Origin of the sequence: Providencia xihuensis (genome assembly GCF_041953405.1) — a bacterium.
Taxonomy (GTDB): domain Bacteria; phylum Pseudomonadota; class Gammaproteobacteria; order Enterobacterales; family Enterobacteriaceae; genus Providencia; species Providencia vermicola.
Genome location: NZ_CP169565.1, coordinates 4293933 through 4309899, shown reverse-complemented (window position 1 = coordinate 4309899; position 15967 = coordinate 4293933). Strand labels below are relative to the sequence as shown.

Genomic DNA, 15967 nt, shown 5'->3' with positions numbered 1-15967 from the left:
AGGACAACCCATGCAACCCTTAGTGATTAAATTGGGCGGTGTGTTACTCGATAGTACCGAAGCGTTAGAAAAACTTTTTACTGCCATTCAAACTTACCGCCAAACGCATAAGCGTGAGCTGGTAATTGTCCATGGTGGAGGCTGTCTAGTTGATGAATTAATGCAGAAACTGCAACTTCCTGTGGTGAAAAAGCAAGGACTGCGTGTCACACCCGCGGATCAAATTGACATTATTACGGGGGCTTTAGCGGGTACGGCAAATAAAACCTTACTGGCATGGAGCATCAAACACCAGTTGCCCGCGGTGGGGTTATCACTCGGTGACGGACAAAGTGCGGTTGTCACACAGTTAAATGACGAACTGGGTCATGTTGGGAATGCAAAACCAGGTGACGCCAAACTATTAAAATTGCTGCTTAGTGCGGGTTATTTGCCAATCATCAGTTCTATTGGGATCACTGCACAAGGTGAGCTGATGAATGTGAATGCAGACCAAGCCGCAACCGCTGTAGCCCAAGCACTCAATGCCGATCTGGTTTTATTGTCGGATGTCAGTGGCATTTTAGATGGTAAAGGCCAAAAAATTGATGAGATGACCACGCAAAAAGCGCAGAAACTCATCGACCAAGGAATTATTACAGATGGAATGATTGTTAAGGTGAATGCTGCATTAGACGCAGCTAACGCACTACAACGCTCCGTCGATATTGCAAGTTGGCGTCACGCAGAACAACTTCCTGAGCTGTTTAATGGTACAGCAATTGGAACTCGGATCTTGGCATCGTAATCGAGCCATACACATAAAAAATTAATTGAGCGGATAGGTACGTTATGAAAAAGGGCATTAAAAAGATTGTATTAGCATACTCTGGTGGTTTAGATACCTCGGCAATTATTCCATGGTTGAAAGAAAACTATGACGGTTGTGAAGTGGTTGCATTCGTTGCCGATGTGGGACAAGACAGGGAAGATCTCGTTGGTGTTGAGAAAAAAGCACTGCAATCAGGCGCATCAGAATGCTATGTCGTTGATTTACGTGAAGAGTTCATCAAAGAATATATCTATCCAGTATTAAAAACGGGTGCGTTATATGAAGGTAGCTATTTATTAGGCACATCAATGGCTCGCCCAATTATTGCGAAAGCACAAGTTGAAATCGCATTAAAAGTGGGTGCGGATGCCGTTGCTCACGGTGCAACGGGTAAAGGAAACGACCAAGTGCGTTTCGAAAGCACCTATACGGCGTTAGCACCGCAACTGCAAGTGGTTGCACCATGGCGTGAGTGGGATTTGCGTTCTCGTGAAGCGCTGCTCGATTACCTGAAAGAGCGTAACATCCCGACAACAGCGAGTCTTGAAAAAATCTATAGCCGTGATGAAAACGCATGGCATATTTCCACTGAAGGTGGCGTATTAGAAAGCACATGGAATGCAGCCAACCAAGATTGCTGGGTATGGACTGTTGATCCGCAAGATGCGCCAGATGAAGCGGAACTGGTGACTGTTGGTGTGAAACAAGGCGAAGTGGTTTCTGTTAACGGTAAGGCATTGTCTCCTCTAGGGTGTTTAGAAGCACTGAACACGCTGGGTGCGAAACACGGTGTTGGCCGTATCGACATCGTTGAAAACCGTTTAGTCGGTATGAAATCTCGTGGTTGCTATGAAACCCCAGGAGGCACCATTATGATGGCTGCGCTGCGTGGGATTGAGCAATTAGTATTAGACCGTGACAGCTACAAATGGCGTGAGCAGCTAGGTTTAGAAATGTCGTATGTGGTCTATGATGGCCGTTGGTTCGCGCCATTACGTCATTCATTACAAGCAGCGGCAGAGTCCTTAGCACAAGACGTCACGGGTGAAGTGGTACTGAAACTGTATAAAGGCCAAGTAACAGCGATTCAGAAAAAAGCGGATAAGAGTTTGTACTCTGAAGAATTTGCGACATTTGGTGAAGATGAAGTTTACGACCACAGCCACGCTGGTGGGTTTATCCGTCTTTATTCCCTGTCCTCACGTATTCGTGCGCTGAAAGAACAAAACAAAGCAAAATAAAGCTAATCGCAGTAACCCGGCAGTTACACAGCTGTCGGGTGTTAAAAACTTATTTTATCAATCAGGTAGGGATCCGTTATGGCACTTTGGGGTGGACGTTTTAGTCAGCAGGCAGATCAGCGGTTTAAACAATTTAATGATTCATTGCGTTTCGATTATCGCTTGGCGCAACAAGATATTATCGGTTCAGTCGCATGGTCAAAATCATTGGTCACCGTCGGGGTGTTGACAGAGAGCGAACAGCAATCTTTAGAACAAGCGTTAAATACATTATTAAAAGAAGTTCAAGATAACCCTGACATTATTTTGCAAAGCGATGCGGAAGATATTCACAGTTGGGTTGAAGGTAAGCTGATTGATAAAGTTGGTGATTTGGGTAAAAAGCTGCATACAGGACGTAGCCGTAATGACCAAGTGGCGACAGATTTAAAACTGTGGTGTAAAGACCAAGTCGCATTATTACTTGAAGCAGTCACTGAGCTACAGAAAGCGTTAGTGATCACTGCAGAAAATAATCAAGATGCCGTGATGCCAGGCTATACCCATTTACAACGAGCGCAACCAGTGACATTTGCTCATTGGTGTTTAGCCTATGGTGAAATGTTAGCGCGTGATGAAAGCCGCTTAAAAGATACCTTAAAACGTTTGGATGTTAGTCCATTAGGTTGCGGGGCATTAGCGGGCACAGCGTACGATATTGACCGTGAGCAGTTGGCTTCTTGGTTAGGTTTTTCATCGGCAACGCGTAACAGCCTTGATACCGTTTCTGATAGAGACCACGTTCTCGAACTGCTATCTGATGCCAGCATTGGTATGGTGCATTTATCTCGTTTCGCTGAGGATTTAATTTTCTTTAATAGTGGGGAGGCGGGTTTTGTTGAGTTATCTGACAAAGTAACGTCAGGTTCTTCATTAATGCCACAAAAGAAAAACCCTGATGCACTGGAATTGATCCGTGGAAAATGTGGTCGTGTCCAAGGCGCTCTTACTGGCATGATGATGACACTCAAAGGATTGCCCCTTGCATATAACAAAGATATGCAAGAAGACAAAGAAGGCCTGTTTGATGCATTAGATACTTGGTTAGATTGCATACACATGGCTGCGCTGGTTCTTGATGGTATTCAAATTCGTCGTCCGCGTTGTGAAGAGGCAGCAAAACAAGGTTATGCAAATGCAACGGAGCTGGCGGATTATCTAGTGGCGAAAGGTGTTCCATTCCGTGAAGCACACCATATTGTGGGTGAAGCGGTGGTGACTGCAATAGCACAAGGTAAAGCGTTAGAGGAAATGGCGTTAAGCGATCTGCAGAAATTCAGTGAAACAATTCAATTAGATGTATATGAGGTTCTCTCGCTGCAATCATGTTTAGATAAACGGCTTGCAAAAGGTGGGGTATCTCAGAAACAAGTGGCGAAAGCGATAGTGGAAGCGAAGAGTCGATTGGGGCTGTGATAGCGAGTTGAATATTAAAATGGGGGGTAGTATGACTACCCCTATTCCCATAACGTGTTTCTGATTAAATATATTTAATCGTCAGCATTCCCATCTGTTTATCCTCATTTACCCAATTATATGAATACTCACCCCTACCATCATTGATGACTTTCCACCCTTGGATATTTGTCACATCATTTAAGTCTATTTTATTAGTAACCATATCCGATTGGCTATTCAAACATTTCATTTTGATATTTTTTTCATTGATTTCATTGAAGCATGATGGAAATACAATGGCACCCGAAAATTGAATAATACCGGTGTGTTCATCATTGCTGGCATTCACATTCATTGATGTAAAAGCGGCTACAAGAAATAAGCTGGTTAATGAGCAAATACATGATTTTTTTAACATTAATAGTGAATTTTTCATAATAGTATTCCGTCATTGATTTTTAGTGAATCAACTTGCTGTATGTTTAAATTGAAGATGTCTTATATAGATTAAAAATAATAATTCGTGATTAATATTCCCTGATGTTTTGAGGGAAGGAATTATAATTAAAAAAATGCCAGAAATGTGTAAATCAAAAAAATGAAATGTTTAAAAATATAAAGATAACTAACGTGATTACATTAGTTTATTAAATTGCCCTTTTGGTTTTAAGTGGTGTAAAATTCTAATTAATTGCTATTTTTGCATAATTTTATGGTTTTATACTTTCTTGGTGTGCTTTTGGTTGGTTTGATCTTCTAGCGAACGGAGTAGGGTTATAAGCGTGTAATAACTTTTTGTGGGGATTTAACAGAAAGGAATCGTGATTTTACATTTATTTTTATATAAAATCTTACAAAGTTTAACGGTGGGTGAAAGAAAATATAACAAAATATTTCAACCATGAAAATAAATATAACTTTATCTAGGTAATTTATTAACGTTTAGAGGGATACTAAATAAAACAATAAGGTTTATGGTGACCCTCAATCTGAGAAAGGGCTCTTTATTAGAGCCCTTGAGGTTGTTGACAAAGCAGGATAAAAACGTGGTTTTTCCTGCTTTGTGTTATCAGCCGAAAATCAATAAATTGATTTTCCTAATTTATTTTCAAAACCTATTCAACCTGCAGTCAAACCTAATCGGTCTGTCAGCAGTCTGAAGGGCTCTTTATTAGAGCCCTTTCGAAACACTCTTTTTAGTTTATTGATATCTAATTTTAACGAGCCCTTCTTTATGATCATTTCGCAGCCATTCGAATTCATAACTTCCAAGGTGATTTGAAAGTATTGAGGCTTTAGTTGTATATGCCAGTTTATTAATATCGATATACTCAGTCTTCATATTAGCGTGTCCATCTAATAAATACTTCTAGTAAGCCAATGGTTGCTTTTTTTCGACAAAAATAATTTAATTGTTTTGTACGCTTTAAGAATAAAAGGTACGAGTTACATATTATAAAAACACGAATATTACATCTATTTGGGTCTTTATCTCGAAAACTGTATGGTTAATAAATTTAATTATTTTTGAGTTGTCATCAATATCACCAATCAAAAACATGGGATACAATTTTATTTCTAAATATTGCAAATTATTTCATTTTATTGCATGAAATTGTATGAAAAGTGAAGTATGGCGATATTTATTAATTTATTAATAGATAAAACAGAACAATATCGATATAGTGATTGGTATTATCTATCTTTGGTTTGACAAAGAATTCACGAAAGGAAAAGAAATATGAATATTCGAGATTTAGAGTACCTCGTTGCACTCGCCGAACATAAACACTTTAGACGCGCCGCGGATTCTTGTCATGTCAGCCAACCAACATTAAGCGGTCAAATTCGTAAATTAGAAGAAGAGCTCGGCGTCATGTTATTAGAAAGAACGAGCCGTAAAGTTCTTTTTACCCAGCAAGGTTTATTACTTGTTGAACAGGCTCGAACTATTTTGCGAGAAATAAAAGTGTTGCAAGAAATGGCTGCTCTGCAAGGGGAAAGCATGTCTGGCCCACTGCATATAGGCTTAATACCAACGGTCGCACCTTACTTATTACCTCATATCATCCCACAATTACACCAAGCTCATCCTAAGTTAGAAATTTACTTACATGAAGCACAAACTCAGCAACTATTAGCTCAATTAGATAGCGGCAAATTAGATTGTGCAATTTTGGCTGATGTGAAAGAAACAGCGCCATTTATTGTTGTGCCTTTATTTGAAGAACCAATGAAACTGGCTATTTATGAAAGCCATCCATGGCATGACCGCGACACCATTGAAATGGGGGAGCTGTCAGGTGAAAAATTATTAATGTTAGAAGATGGGCATTGCTTACGTGACCAAGCAATGGGTTTTTGTTTTCAAGCAGGTGCAAAAGAAGATACGCATTTTAGGGCAACCAGTTTAGAGACATTAAGAAATATGGTTGCAGCGGGAAGTGGCATTACACTTTTACCTGATTTGGCGGTGCCAAATGAAGCGTGTCGTGATGGCGTGTGTTACTTAAATTGTATTGAGCCTGAACCTAAGCGGACAATTGTTCTGGTATATCGCCCAGGTTCACCTTTACGTGGTCGCTATGAACAATTAGCTGAAACTATTTATAACTCAATGGATAATTATTATAAAAACAGAGTTTAGGAATAAAGCGCTAAAATAAACGTTTAGTAGATTGATATGATGGTTGCCAAAAAGAGGCAACCATCAAGACAGGCAATTAAAATAGTCGATTTAAACCATTTAATGCCGCAACGCGAAAAGCCTCTGCCATCGTTGGGTAATTGAACGTCGTGTTCACAAAATATTCGATAGTATTGCCTTCACCTTTTTGTTCCATAATCGCTTGGCCGATATGTATAATTTCAGCCGCTCTTTCGCCGAAACAGTGAATACCTAATATTTGCAATGTTTCACGATGAAATAAGATTTTCAAACTACCGACATTCATTCCCGCAATTTGCGCACGTGCTAAATGTTTGAATTGTGCACGGCCGACTTCATAAGGCACTTTCATTGCAGTAAGTTCTTGTTCGGTTTTACCCACAGAGCTTATTTCAGGAATGGTATAAATGCCCGTTGGAATATCTTCCACTAAATGCGCATCACCAAGACTACCACCGATTGCACGTGCTGCAATTCGACCTTGGTCATAAGCCGCAGAAGCGAGACTTGGATAACCAATCACATCACCGACAGCATAGATATGTTCATTCGTTGTGCGGTAAGCTTTATTCACTTTAACAAGACCACGGCCATCCGCGTCAATGCCAACATTTGCAAGGCCTAAGCCATCTGTATTACCCGTTCTTCCGTTGGCATATAATAGGCAGTCAGCTTTCACTTTCTTGCCAGATTTCAAGTGAACAATAACACCATCATCGACACCTTCGATTTTTTCATATTCTTCATTATGGCGAATGACAACGCCACTATTCCAAAAATGGTAAGACAATGCATCAGACATTTCTTGGTCGAGGAAGGCTAATAAATGATCTCGCGTATTGATTAAGTCTACTTTCACACCTAATCCGCGAAAGATTGAGGCGTATTCACAACCAATAACACCTGCACCATAAATAATAACATGGCGAGGTTCATGGGTAAGGTTGAGGATTGTATCGCTGTTATAAATTCGCGAATGGTTGAAATCGACATCCGAAGGGCAATAAGGGCGTGAACCCGTTGCTATTACTATCTTATCGGCACTTAAAACATCACAGCTTCCATCGGCGTAACGTACACTAACATGTTGATCATCAATAAACGTGGCTTCACCCGAAAACATCTGGCAACCGTTTCGCTCATAAAACCCTTGGCGCATGCGAGTTTGTTGGCTAATGACCGTTTCCGCATGTTGCAGAATTTCAGAGAAAGAGGAGCTTAAGCTACGGGAGTTATCGCTATAAAGGGGGTTTTGATTGAATTCGATAATACGACTAACAGCATGACGGAGGGCTTTAGAGGGAATTGTTCCCCAGTGGGTACAGCCTCCGCCGACATTATTATAACGTTCTATAACAGCAACGTTTTTTCCTTGTTTTACCAGCCCCATCGCGGCGCCTTCGCCACCAGGACCAGAACCAATAACTATTGCATCAAAATGGGTAAGTTGCATGAGGTAAGACCTGCTCTAAAACAAAATGACAACAAGATGTTATCATTAGTTGGTTATTTCGCCTAATTTCCCGTTCCCTTTGTCTTTCTAATTAAAACGTCGTGAATCTCTTTCACTGATTTACTTCAATCTGAAATTCGAGAAGAAAGCACATCTGGGAAAAGCAAAAAATAAAGTGCATTTTTGGTGAATCTATTTTTTAGGGTTCAGGTAGGGTAGAAGGAAGTGAGAACATTTCTCTATATAAGAAAGCGGTGTCGGTAATATGCGAAATTCTGAAAATTGCTAATTTGCAGTAAGAGTCGATTTTTCTCTAAACCAGATTAAGAAATTTCAGGTATGCTAGAAGGTGAACTCTTGCTTATTATTAACCTTCAATAATGCGTTCATTAATATTTAATGACATAGAAATTAGGATCACCGTGAGTAACACTATTGGCGTTAGAGCAAAACAAAAAGAAAAAACTCGGCGTTCACTCGTCGAAGCCGCATTTAGCCAATTAAGCGCTGAACGGAGTTTTACGAGCTTAAGTTTACGTGAAGTTGCTCGAGAAGCAGGCATTGCACCAACGTCATTTTATCGTCATTTCAAAGACGTTGATGAACTCGGCCTAACAATGGTCGATGAAAGTGGCTTGATGTTACGTCAACTGATGCGACAAGCGAGGCAGCGTATCGCAAAAGGTGGGAGTGTGATCCGCACATCAGTCTCAACTTTTATGGAGTTTATTGGTAATAACCCCAATGCCTTTAGGTTATTATTGCGTGAGCGTTCAGGCACATCAGCTGAGTTTCGTGCTGCCGTTGCAAGGGAAATTCAACATTTTATTGCGGAATTAGCTGATTACCTTGAACTTGAAAGTCGCATGCCTCGCCATTTTACTGAGATGCAGGCTGAAGCGATGGTAACGATAGTCTTTAGTGCAGGCGCAGAAGCGCTTGATATTGACGAAGAAAAACGCAGACATCTTGAAGAACGGCTGGTATTACAGTTAAGAATGATTGCTAAAGGCGCCTACTATTGGTACCGCCGTGAACAGGAAAAACAAAATCAAACTGACCCAGACCTTACTAAATAATAAGGAGAATCAATGACGGATCAAAAAAGTTATGAAAGAAGTACACTATTGCTCGCCTTTGTTATCGGACTTGCAACCCATGGAACCTTTTCAACGTTGTTCAACTCGCTAGTCGACTTTTCATTTTTTCCAATTTTGACCTTAGTATTGGCTGCGTATTGTTTACACCAACGCTACTTACACCAAGCGATGCCAATCGGACTCCCTAAATTTGTTGCAGGCAGCTTTTTCATTGGGATCTTTGGTTATGCCGCGATTTTACGCGTTCAGAACCCTGAAATTGGTTCTAACTTTATTCCAGCGACGTTTATCGTGATTCTAGCGTTATGGATGTATGCAAGCTGGAAAGCGCGTAAGAAAGAAAAAGCTGAGCTAGCACTTGAACAAGAAACTGAAAACGAAGTTTAAAAAACGTATTTAGACTAAAACGCCGCAGGATATTGCGGCGTTCTTATATGGATTATGAATATATTTAAAAATTAGCGACGCGTTAATAAAACACCACTTTCCATATGATGGGTATAAGGGAATTGGTCGAACAAGGCTAGCTTCTCAATTTTATGCGTTTTTGTCAGCTCAACTAAATTATCGCAAAGGGTTTCTGGGTTACAGGAAATATACAAAATATGGTCGTATCCCTGGACAAGTTCTACGGTTTTATCATCTAAACCACTACGTGGTGGGTCAACAAAAATCGTATTACATTGGTAATCCGTTAGTGTAATACCTTCCAAACGTCTAAATTCACGTGCCCCTTGCATTGCTTGGGTAAAATCTTCAGCAGACATTCGGATAATTTGCACATTATTAATGTTGTTTGCTTCTATATTATATTGCGCTGCAGCAACGGAAGGTTTAGCAATTTCAGTGGCTAAAACACGTTCAAAGTTTTGTGCTAATGCCAAGGAAAAGTTTCCATTTCCGCAATACAATTCTAATAAGTCACCCGTTGAATTTTGCGTCGCGGCAATTGCCCATTCCAGCATTTTAATATTGACCTGTGCATTCGGCTGCGTGAAGCTATTTTCAACTTGGCGATAAACCATATCCTTACCATTTACAAGTAGCACTTCATCTACATAATCATTATCAAGCATGATTTTAGTTTTTGAGGCGCGGCCGATTAACTGCAGGTCAAAGCCTTTTTCCACCAATGTGGCTTTTAAACTTTTCGCCTCAGCGGTCCATTCATCGCCTAATTTTTTATGGTAAAGCAGTGAAACGATCAGTTTGTTGCTCAGTGTCGACAAATAGTCGATTTGGAATAACTTATGGCGTAGTAATTCATTCTGTTTAATTAATGGTAGCAATTCAGCCATCATGTCATTAATTAATTGACTCGCCACTGGGAATTGGTCAACACGGATACGTTCTTTGGTCTCTTTATCAAACATGATATGAAACAAATCATCATTATCATGCCAAACTCTGAACTCTGCCCGCATCCGGTAATGCGAGGTTGGAGATGAAAAAATTTCAGGTTCAGGTGCGTTAAACGGGGCCATCATAGCCTTTAAACGGTCAGTTTTCTCTGCGAGTTGCAGTTCGTAGTCTTTGGTGTGCAACGTGTTTGGCATACTTGGCCCCATAAAACAGTAAAAAATTCATATCAGGGGCGAAATTGTAGGGAATGCGGCGAAGATGTCCAGTTTTCATTATCGATCCGTAGACACTCATAACTATTCAACTTACGATAACAGTGTGTGGTTGAGGGAATTTGGTTGAAATCCAAGACTGACGCGCAACGGTAATTAAGGTATCCCCGTTATTCTTCAAGCTACATGGGTGTTAGCATCGCTCAGCTACCCTAGTCACATACTTCAGTATGCTCCTAGGGATGTCTTCGCTTGCCGCCTACATGTAGCTTGAATTATTTAGGATATATACAAGCATTTTTCTGTTTCTTTTATTATAGAAATAACGCTTTGGAACTTATGAGTCCGATACCTGCCACACGTCTTATCGCTTTGTTGAATATCAGCGCGAACCTTTTATTCAACTTCGCGGAATTTTAATTTAATTGATTTTCCGAGTGTAATCATAATGAATAATAACAAGTTGCTGCCGTTATCGGCCGCTGCTGTGGCAGTGTTATGCGGTGTTTCTTCTCTGGCAAGTGCAAATAATAAAGCTGACGAAGTTGTCGTATCAGCCAATCGTTTCGAACAACCAATTTCTTCTATATTAGCGCCCGTGACAGTGGTCACTCGTGAAGATATTGATCATTGGCAGTCAAATACCGTGATTGATGTGTTAAGACGTTTACCAGGAGTGGATATTGTTCAATATGGAGGAAGAGGGCAGTTAAGTTCTTTATATGTCCGAGGGGCAAATGCTGGGCATGTTTTAGTTCTCGTTGATGGTATTCGTTTGAATCAAGCTGGTGTTGCTGGTTCTTCGGATATGAGTCAAATCCCGTTATCGATGGTTCAACGTATCGAGTATATTCGGGGTGCTCGTTCGGCGGTTTATGGATCCGATGCAATTGGCGGTGTAATTAACATTATTACTGGTAGATCAGAGGTAGGAACTACACTAGAAGCTACTATTGGAAGCTATGGATATCAAAATTATACAGGCTCGACTCAACACCAGATTGGTGAAAAAACAAAACTAACAGCATCAGGCTCATATAATTACACTTGGGGATTTGATGTTGAAGCCAGAGGCAATACGGGAGGTAATCCGCAGCCAGATCGTGATGGCTTTATGAATAAAACATTATGGTTGGGGCTTGAGCATCAATTTAATGATGAGTTTAGTGGCTTCGTAAGGGCTCATGGCTATGACAATAGAACAAAATATGATGCAAGTTGGGGAAGTGTTGATACCCGAGAACTATCAAGCCGTAGTTATGATACTGGCTTACAGTTGATAAAAGGAAATTATTCGACTCAGTTAATAACGAGTTATAGTCGTGTTAAAGACTATGATTTTGATCCTAAAAAGGGAAGATATGACTCATCATCAACAATTAAGGACTCTGAGCAATATAATGTTCAATGGGGAAATAACTTTAAATTAGAACATGGTGGTCTTAGTACGGGGATTGATTGGAATAAACAATCTATTCAACCAAATAGTAATTTTATTCCTAAAAAGCATTCTGTAGAGGACACTGGGTTATATATCACAGGGCAAAACCAATTTAATAATGTAACGATTGAAAGCGCAATTCGTAGTGACCATCACTCTGAATATGGATGGCATTCAACTTGGCAAGCAGGTGCTGGTTGGGAATTTATTGAAGGGTATAAATTAATAGGTTCTTATGCAACAGCTTATAAGGCACCAACACTTGACCAATTGTATGGCAAGTGGGGGCCTAATGAGAATTTAAAACCTGAAGAAAGTAAACAATGGGAAGGGGGAGTTGAAGGAGTTACTGGGCCTCTTTATTGGAGTTTCACAGCTTATCGAAATGATATTGATAATCTTATAACATCGAATTCAGGTACAAATTGGCAATATTATAATGTTGATAAAGCAGTAATTAAAGGCGTAGAGTGGACTGGTGAGCTTCAAATTGGCACTTTTCATCATAATGTAACATTGCAATACCTTGATCCTAGAAATGATAAAACTAACAAAATTTTATCTCGTAGAGCAAAACAGCAGGTCAAATACCAATTAGACTGGCCAATATATTCAGTAGATATGGGGCTAACTTACCAGTATATAGGCTCTCGTTATGATACTGCATTCTATGACAACGGTTCTTCACAGGAGCTAAAACTCGGCGGCGTTAGCCTTTGGGATCTCACAGCTGCATATCCAATCACTTCACATCTCACAATTCGTGGTAAAATAGCTAATATGTTCGATAAAGACTATGAGACCGCGTATGGTTATCGCACCGCTGGAAGAGAATATTTCCTTACCGGAAGCTACAACTTCTGATAACACCTTATCTGTTCGCCCGACCATTCTTGTGTTTGACTCAGGAGTGGGCGGGTTATCTGTCTATCGCGAAGTTAAAAAACTGATCCCGAATGCGCACTATATATATGCATTCGATAACGAAGCTTTTCCGTATGGTGAAAAAAGTGAAGAGTTTATTATTGATAGGGTCTATCAAATTGTTAATGCAATAGCAGCAAAGCATCCTTTAACAATTGCGATCATTGCATGTAATACTGCAAGTACCGTCAGTTTGCCTAATCTAAGAGCGCACTTTACTTTCCCTGTAGTCGGTGTGGTTCCTGCAATCAAGCCTGCTACTAAACTCACGCGTAATGGCGTGGTCGGTTTATTAGCCACGAAAGGCACTGTGAATCGCGAGTACACGAAAGAATTAATTGACCGTTTCGCTACGGACTGCAAAGTGGTTTCGCTGGGCTCTGCTGAATTAGTCCAATTGGCAGAAAGAAAGTTACATGGGGAAACTTTACCGTTAGATGAAGTGGCTCAAACGGTAAGGTCGTGGATCAGAATGCCTGAACCGCCAGACACGGTTATTTTAGGCTGTACCCATTTCCCTCTATTAATAGAAGAACTCGAAAAAGTCTTACCAGATGGAACAAGGTTTATAGATTCAGGTTCTGCTATCGCTAGAAGAGCCGTTTGGCTGATAAACAATCAGGCAGAAATTCATGATTCTAACGAAGAAGACTTCGCTTATTGCCTCTTAATGAATGATGCTGTGCAAGATTTAAGGCCTGTACTTGAAACTGAAGGGTTTATTTCGCTGGAAAAACTAGCGCTTTAACTTAAATTTGCTGAAAAGCTGAGCGAACGAAAAAAAAATGCAAAAAAGGGGTTGCCAGATTTTTCTGACTCCCTATAATGCGCATCCGTTGTCACGACAAACCGATTCGGCGAAAAGGGGAAACCCAGTGATAACAGAGGTGAAGAAAGAAAAAGTTGAAAATAAACACTTGACTTTCTAAAAGAAAAACGTAATATACGTCACCTCGCAGCAACGACCCAGAAGGTCAAATTTCACGATGAAATGCTGCAACGCTCTTTAACAATTTATCAGACAATCTGTGTGGGCACTCACAGGACACTATCAAAAAAATATTTGATTTTAAGTCTTGAAGAGTGACTAACACGTTAATTCATATATATGAACTAATAGGTAATATGTTTTCGTAAGAAGACATACGACAGTAAAGATTCTTTGAGCATCAAGCTTTTTAATTGAAGAGTTTGATCATGGCTCAGATTGAACGCTGGCGGCAGGCCTAACACATGCAAGTCGAGCGGTAACAGGGGAAGCTTGCTTCCCGCTGACGAGCGGCGGACGGGTGAGTAATGTATGGGGATCTGCCCGATAGAGGGGGATAACTACTGGAAACGGTAGCTAATACCGCATAATCTCTAAGGAGCAAAGCAGGGGAACTTCGGTCCTTGCGCTATCGGATGAACCCATATGGGATTAGCTAGTAGGTGAGGTAATGGCTCACCTAGGCGACGATCCCTAGCTGGTCTGAGAGGATGATCAGCCACACTGGGACTGAGACACGGCCCAGACTCCTACGGGAGGCAGCAGTGGGGAATATTGCACAATGGGCGCAAGCCTGATGCAGCCATGCCGCGTGTATGAAGAAGGCCCTAGGGTTGTAAAGTACTTTCAGTCGGGAGGAAGGCGTTGATGCTAATATCATCAACGATTGACGTTACCGACAGAAGAAGCACCGGCTAACTCCGTGCCAGCAGCCGCGGTAATACGGAGGGTGCAAGCGTTAATCGGAATTACTGGGCGTAAAGCGCACGCAGGCGGTTGATTAAGTTAGATGTGAAATCCCCGGGCTTAACCTGGGAATGGCATCTAAGACTGGTCAGCTAGAGTCTTGTAGAGGGGGGTAGAATTCCATGTGTAGCGGTGAAATGCGTAGAGATGTGGAGGAATACCGGTGGCGAAGGCGGCCCCCTGGACAAAGACTGACGCTCAGGTGCGAAAGCGTGGGGAGCAAACAGGATTAGATACCCTGGTAGTCCACGCTGTAAACGATGTCGATTTGAAGGTTGTTCCCTTGAGGAGTGGCTTTCGGAGCTAACGCGTTAAATCGACCGCCTGGGGAGTACGGCCGCAAGGTTAAAACTCAAATGAATTGACGGGGGCCCGCACAAGCGGTGGAGCATGTGGTTTAATTCGATGCAACGCGAAGAACCTTACCTACTCTTGACATCCAGAGAACTTAGCAGAGATGCTTTGGTGCCTTCGGGAACTCTGAGACAGGTGCTGCATGGCTGTCGTCAGCTCGTGTTGTGAAATGTTGGGTTAAGTCCCGCAACGAGCGCAACCCTTATCCTTTGTTGCCAGCGATTCGGTCGGGAACTCAAAGGAGACTGCCGGTGATAAACCGGAGGAAGGTGGGGATGACGTCAAGTCATCATGGCCCTTACGAGTAGGGCTACACACGTGCTACAATGGCGTATACAAAGAGAAGCGACCTCGCGAGAGCAAGCGGAACTCATAAAGTACGTCGTAGTCCGGATTGGAGTCTGCAACTCGACTCCATGAAGTCGGAATCGCTAGTAATCGTAGATCAGAATGCTACGGTGAATACGTTCCCGGGCCTTGTACACACCGCCCGTCACACCATGGGAGTGGGTTGCAAAAGAAGTAGGTAGCTTAACCTTCGGGAGGGCGCTTACCACTTTGTGATTCATGACTGGGGTGAAGTCGTAACAAGGTAACCGTAGGGGAACCTGCGGTTGGATCACCTCCTTACCATTGAAGTGTTTTTGTGAAGTGCTCACACAGATTGTCTGATGAAATTAAAGTGCGGTATCGATAGGCTTGTAGCTCAGGTGGTTAGAGCGCACCCCTGATAAGGGTGAGGTCGGTGGTTCAAGTCCACTCAGGCCTACCAAATTTTGTTTATTCGTTGTTGCGGTTCAGCTCGTTTACCTTTGTAAACTTCGCTAAACCACGCCTAGACTAAACAAAATTGGTAACGTTGAGTATACTAATAGCAAACGAAATAATGATTTTATTATTTATATTTGATACCGAAAATACCTTTATGGGGCTATAGCTCAGCTGGGAGAGCGCCTGCCTTGCACGCAGGAGGTCAGCGGTTCGATCCCGCTTAGCTCCACCATAAATTTTTCTGATTATTCAGAATAGATTAGTCAAATAGTCTATTGCGAATAATTATGCTCTTTAACAATCTGGAACAAGCTGAAAATTGAAAACAACACACATTGTTTATCGCTTAAACAATGTGAGAGTCTCTCAAAAATCTCAACTTGAAGTGTTTTTCAAACACACAAGCGAGTGGTATGAGCGAGCAGTGTGAAATTCAAGGCGGCTAGCGCACAGCAAGC

11 protein-coding genes, 2 tRNA genes, 1 rRNA gene and 1 riboswitch are annotated in these 15967 nt (G+C 41.5%); of the genes, 11 read left to right on the top strand and 3 right to left on the bottom strand.

Annotated elements, in window-relative coordinates:
- The first annotated feature begins 10 nt into the window (after nt 1–10).
- The 3 genes from argB (at nt 11) to argH (ending at nt 3507) form a co-directional block, all read left to right on the top strand.
- Entirely contained in the window at nt 11–787 is a 777-nt protein-coding gene (argB, locus tag ACE2AL_RS19705) for an acetylglutamate kinase (protein WP_206085984.1), read from the top strand.
- Nucleotides 788–831: 44 nt separating this feature from the next.
- Complete coding sequence (locus ACE2AL_RS19700) at nt 832–2052, top strand: argininosuccinate synthase (RefSeq protein WP_206085985.1); 1221 nt, start codon at nt 832–834, stop codon at nt 2050–2052.
- A 78-nt stretch (nt 2053–2130) separates the two neighbouring features.
- Nucleotides 2131–3507 carry an argininosuccinate lyase gene (argH, locus tag ACE2AL_RS19695; protein ID WP_206085986.1) on the top strand — a complete coding sequence of 459 codons (1377 nt, stop codon included), beginning with the start codon at nt 2131–2133 and terminating at the stop codon, nt 3505–3507.
- A 64-nt stretch (nt 3508–3571) separates the two neighbouring features.
- On the opposite strand, the gene ACE2AL_RS19690 is transcribed toward argH, so the two are convergent.
- On the bottom strand, nt 3572–3925 hold the full coding sequence (locus tag ACE2AL_RS19690; RefSeq protein WP_206085987.1) for a hypothetical protein: 354 nt from the start codon (nt 3923–3925) through the stop codon (nt 3572–3574).
- Nucleotides 3926–5230: 1305 nt separating this feature from the next.
- On the opposite strand from ACE2AL_RS19690, the gene oxyR reads away from it, so the two are divergent.
- On the top strand, nt 5231–6136 hold the full coding sequence (gene oxyR / locus ACE2AL_RS19685) for a DNA-binding transcriptional regulator OxyR (protein WP_047756880.1): 906 nt from the start codon (nt 5231–5233) through the stop codon (nt 6134–6136).
- 76 nt (nt 6137–6212) lie between these two features.
- Here the strand turns inward: oxyR and sthA are convergent, their stop codons facing one another.
- A complete protein-coding gene (gene sthA, locus ACE2AL_RS19680; RefSeq protein WP_206085988.1) occupies nt 6213–7610 on the bottom strand; it encodes a Si-specific NAD(P)(+) transhydrogenase in 1398 nt (465 codons plus the stop codon).
- A gap of 422 nt (nt 7611–8032) precedes the next feature.
- Between sthA and fabR the strand changes: the two genes are divergently transcribed.
- Together fabR and ACE2AL_RS19670 are read left to right on the top strand one after the other, a co-directional pair.
- Nucleotides 8033–8689, top strand: a complete 657-nt coding sequence (gene fabR / locus ACE2AL_RS19675) for an HTH-type transcriptional repressor FabR (protein ID WP_206085989.1) — start codon at nt 8033–8035, stop codon at nt 8687–8689.
- Between the two features lie 12 nt (nt 8690–8701).
- Nucleotides 8702–9097 carry a YijD family membrane protein gene (locus ACE2AL_RS19670; protein WP_206085990.1) on the top strand — a complete coding sequence of 132 codons (396 nt, stop codon included), beginning with the start codon at nt 8702–8704 and terminating at the stop codon, nt 9095–9097.
- Nucleotides 9098–9168: 71 nt separating this feature from the next.
- On the opposite strand, the gene trmA is transcribed toward ACE2AL_RS19670, so the two are convergent.
- Nucleotides 9169–10266: a tRNA (uridine(54)-C5)-methyltransferase TrmA gene (gene trmA / locus ACE2AL_RS19665; RefSeq protein ID WP_375083775.1), complete on the bottom strand. Its 1098-nt coding sequence runs from the start codon at nt 10264–10266 to the stop codon at nt 9169–9171.
- Nucleotides 10267–10376: 110 nt separating this feature from the next.
- Nucleotides 10377–10659: riboswitch (cobalamin riboswitch) on the top strand.
- A gap of 73 nt (nt 10660–10732) precedes the next feature.
- Here trmA and btuB point away from each other — a divergent pair.
- The 5 genes from btuB (at nt 10733) to ACE2AL_RS19640 (ending at nt 15741) form a co-directional block, all read left to right on the top strand.
- Nucleotides 10733–12589 (top strand): TonB-dependent vitamin B12 receptor BtuB, encoded by a 1857-nt coding sequence (gene btuB, locus ACE2AL_RS19660; protein ID WP_272574413.1) that lies wholly within the window; start codon nt 10733–10735, stop codon nt 12587–12589.
- A complete protein-coding gene (murI, locus tag ACE2AL_RS19655) occupies nt 12534–13397 on the top strand; it encodes a glutamate racemase (RefSeq protein ID WP_272574414.1) in 864 nt (287 codons plus the stop codon). The genes btuB and murI overlap by 56 nt, the downstream gene beginning before the upstream one ends.
- A gap of 431 nt (nt 13398–13828) precedes the next feature.
- Nucleotides 13829–15368 (top strand): 16S ribosomal RNA (locus ACE2AL_RS19650).
- 65 nt (nt 15369–15433) lie between these two features.
- Nucleotides 15434–15510 (top strand) — tRNA-Ile (locus ACE2AL_RS19645).
- 155 nt (nt 15511–15665) lie between these two features.
- A tRNA-Ala gene (locus ACE2AL_RS19640) sits at nt 15666–15741 on the top strand.
- Nucleotides 15742–15967 lie beyond the last annotated feature (226 nt).

What these genes read in the sequence shown, in the direction of transcription:
- argB (WP_206085984.1), top strand. Translation starts at nt 11, where the DNA reads ATGCAACCCTTAGTGATTAAATTGGGCGGTGTGTTACTCGATAGTACC.
- ACE2AL_RS19700 (WP_206085985.1), top strand. Translation starts at nt 832, where the DNA reads ATGAAAAAGGGCATTAAAAAGATTGTATTAGCATACTCTGGTGGTTTA.
- argH (WP_206085986.1), top strand. Translation starts at nt 2,131, where the DNA reads ATGGCACTTTGGGGTGGACGTTTTAGTCAGCAGGCAGATCAGCGGTTT.
- ACE2AL_RS19690 (WP_206085987.1), bottom strand. Translation starts at nt 3,925, where the DNA reads ATGAAAAATTCACTATTAATGTTAAAAAAATCATGTATTTGCTCATTA.
- oxyR (WP_047756880.1), top strand. Translation starts at nt 5,231, where the DNA reads ATGAATATTCGAGATTTAGAGTACCTCGTTGCACTCGCCGAACATAAA.
- sthA (WP_206085988.1), bottom strand. Translation starts at nt 7,610, where the DNA reads ATGCAACTTACCCATTTTGATGCAATAGTTATTGGTTCTGGTCCTGGT.
- ACE2AL_RS19670 (WP_206085990.1), top strand. Translation starts at nt 8,702, where the DNA reads ATGACGGATCAAAAAAGTTATGAAAGAAGTACACTATTGCTCGCCTTT.
- trmA (WP_375083775.1), bottom strand. Translation starts at nt 10,266, where the DNA reads ATGCCAAACACGTTGCACACCAAAGACTACGAACTGCAACTCGCAGAG.
- btuB (WP_272574413.1), top strand. Translation starts at nt 10,733, where the DNA reads ATGAATAATAACAAGTTGCTGCCGTTATCGGCCGCTGCTGTGGCAGTG.
- murI (WP_272574414.1), top strand. Translation starts at nt 12,534, where the DNA reads ATGGTTATCGCACCGCTGGAAGAGAATATTTCCTTACCGGAAGCTACA.